Source organism: Streptomyces sp. NPDC002845, assembly GCF_053591955.1.
Genome location: NZ_JBSFUU010000204.1, coordinates 1 through 2,581 on the forward strand (window position 1 = coordinate 1; position 2,581 = coordinate 2,581).

Consider the following 2,581-nt stretch of genomic DNA (forward strand, 5'->3'; position numbering starts at 1 on the left):
AAGGACTCCGTGGTGCTGGTCGGCCTCGGCGCGGTCGGGCTGGTCGCGATCGGCAGTTCGGTGTTCGCGACCAGTGCCGTCGGCTGGGCTGAAGTCAACACCGTTGCGTTAGCGCTGTGAGCGGCTGTTGAGGCCGTGTTCGAAGAATGCGACGGTGGTGTGGACGGTGTAGTTCTGGGCCTTCTGGGGGAGCTGTCCGGCGTTCGGGCCGTACTTGCTGGTGGGGTTCTTGCGGGTGCGGGCCTTCACTCGTTGCCGTCGGTGGGCGGGCAGGAGGTCGCTCAGGGCGGCGTGGCCGATCGTGCCGGCCAGGTCGATGAGGGTGCCGGGGAAGATTCCATGGCCCGCGGTGACGGTGTCGGTTGCGGCGGCCAGCAGGACGGTGAAGCTGATCCGTTCCATGGGTATGTCCGGCCGTCCGGTCAGGGCGTCGTCGCCGGCGCGGATCAGAGCCTGGTAGGCGGTGAGCAGGGCGTAGACCTCCTGGTCGAGGCCGTCGATGCTGCGGGAGCGCAGGACGCGGCCGTCGAGCATCGTGGCCTTGATCGAGAAATACGTGGTTTCCGCCTGCCACCTGCGGTGATAGAGCTCAACGAGTTCGGCGGCCGGATAGCGGACGGGGTCCAGCAGGTTGGTGATCAGCCGCCACTGCTCGGTACGGACGGTGCCGTCGGCCAGGGTGATGGTGAGGGTCGCCTCGATCACGCGCACCGGCAGCAGTACCCGCAGGACGCCGTAGCCGATGCGGGCGATGTAGGAGCCGTCACCCAGGTGCTCGGCGGGGGTGGGGACGCGGCGGGCTCCGGAGCGCACCAGGAACCGCGCCCCGCTGTGGTGGATCGCGTCGAGGAACTCGTTGCCGTCGAGGGCCGCGTCGGCCAACAGGAGCATCGTCTCGTTCAGACCGGTCAACATCCGCTTGGCGTAGGGGAGTTCGCCCTGGGATTCCGGTCCGAAGGCTGCGGCTATGAGCGCGCGGGTGCCGCACTCGACCAGGACCAGCAGCCGCATCAGCCGATAGCCGAACTCCAGGCTCTCCCCGGCCCGCTTGGGGTAGCGCCAGGTGAGTGTCTCGTCATCGGGGGTGTGCAGCAGGGTCCCGTCGACGGCCACCGTGCGCAGGCCCCGGTAGAAGGACCCGGCCCGCCCGGGACGGGCGACGGGCCCGGCGAGCGTCTCGAACAGAGCCCGCAAAGGCGCGGCCCCCACCCTGCGTCTGGCCCGCGTCAGCGAAGAGACCGCGGGACACACCAGGGCCAGCGGGGTCAGGGCGGCGGTCAGCTTGGACCACACCGTGCGGTACGAGTGGTGCTCGAACAGCGCGAGAGCGAGCACGAAGTACACCACCACCCGCGAAGGCAGCAGCCGCAGGCGCTTCTCGCGCCGGCCCGTCTCCTCCAGTACCGCGTCCACCAGCGCGAAGTCCACGATCTGGGTCAACTCCCCCAGATGACCCGGCGCGAACACACCCCGGGCTGTCTCGATCGTGGACGTGATGACAGACTTCTCCCGCAACGGGACCCCTGACCTTGATCGATTTTCTCGCCGATCGTTGATCTACAGGAGTCCCGTTGTCTCGTACAACCTCTCTTGCCTCGCAGCTCACAGCACTAAGGCCCGTAAAGAATCAACACGTTGGTTTGGTCTCTGTCGTGAGGGTCGCGCCGTGTGCGGCGGCGTGAACGAGGAGTCCTGCCAGGGTGTTGAGGTGTGCTGCTGGGGGCCGCGGTGTGTGTGCGTGCTGGTCCATCAGTCCCCGGATCTCGCTGGTGGTGTGGCGGATGGTGTCCTTGCTGACGGCGAAGAGGTGGGCCAGCACGGTGGGCGGCAGGGCGAGGTTTTGTTGCAGCACGGTGACCAGGACCCGGTCGACCAGATCGAGTTTGGCTTTGCGGCCGCCGCCCGGGGCCCGGCGTCGCTCGCCGCCGTCGCGTCGGGCGGCGGGGTCCTGTTTCTGCAGCGTCTGCCAGTCGGCGGTCAGGGTCTCGGTCAGCTCGGTCAGTGCGGTGCAGGTCATACCGGTCAGCGCGGGATGTGACAGAGCACCGCGGTCGAAGACCGCCGTCGGCCCGGGCGTTGGTCCGGTGGGGCCTGCCGGGCTGGCGGGGTGGGGGTGCACGGTGTAGTTCCATTCGCCGTGGAAGGCATGTCCGGTGACCGGCACTGCGTTCAGCTCGGCATCGCTGACCTTCACACCGGTGGGATAGGCGCCGGTGTCGAGTTCGGCATGGACGGTGAGACCGGTGCGGGTGGTGGTCGCGGCGATGGACTGCACGACGACCTCGTGGCTGCTCAGCGGCCTGCCGCGCCAGTTCATGGTGATCGCGGAGAACAGCCGATGCTCCACCTTGTTCCACTTCGATGTGCCCGGCGGCACCTGAGTTCCGCAGTTCGTAGGCACGTACGGGTCCGTCGATCGGTGTCTGCGCAGGTCACGGTGTTGCGGTGTACGCGCGGCGCGTGAAACGCGTGGGCACACGCCTACTCCCTGAGGCATTGATCTTCTTGCTGTGATCGTTGATGCTGTGGGCATGTACTTGCGGACCACCCAGCGGAAGAACAAGAACGGCACGACGGTCCG

The 2,581-nt window shown here is 67.7% G+C and carries 1 protein-coding gene and 1 pseudogene; both read right to left on the reverse strand.

Features of this window, described 5'->3' with window-relative positions:
- Positions 1–108: 108 nt before the first annotated feature.
- Complete coding sequence (locus ACWD3C_RS48305) at positions 109–1,515, reverse strand: IS4 family transposase (protein WP_451155159.1); 1,407 nt, start codon at positions 1,513–1,515, stop codon at positions 109–111.
- Between the two features lie 112 nt (positions 1,516–1,627).
- Positions 1,628–2,377, reverse strand: a pseudogene (locus tag ACWD3C_RS48310) (ISAzo13-like element transposase-related protein); the annotation flags it as partial.
- Positions 2,378–2,581 lie beyond the last annotated feature (204 nt).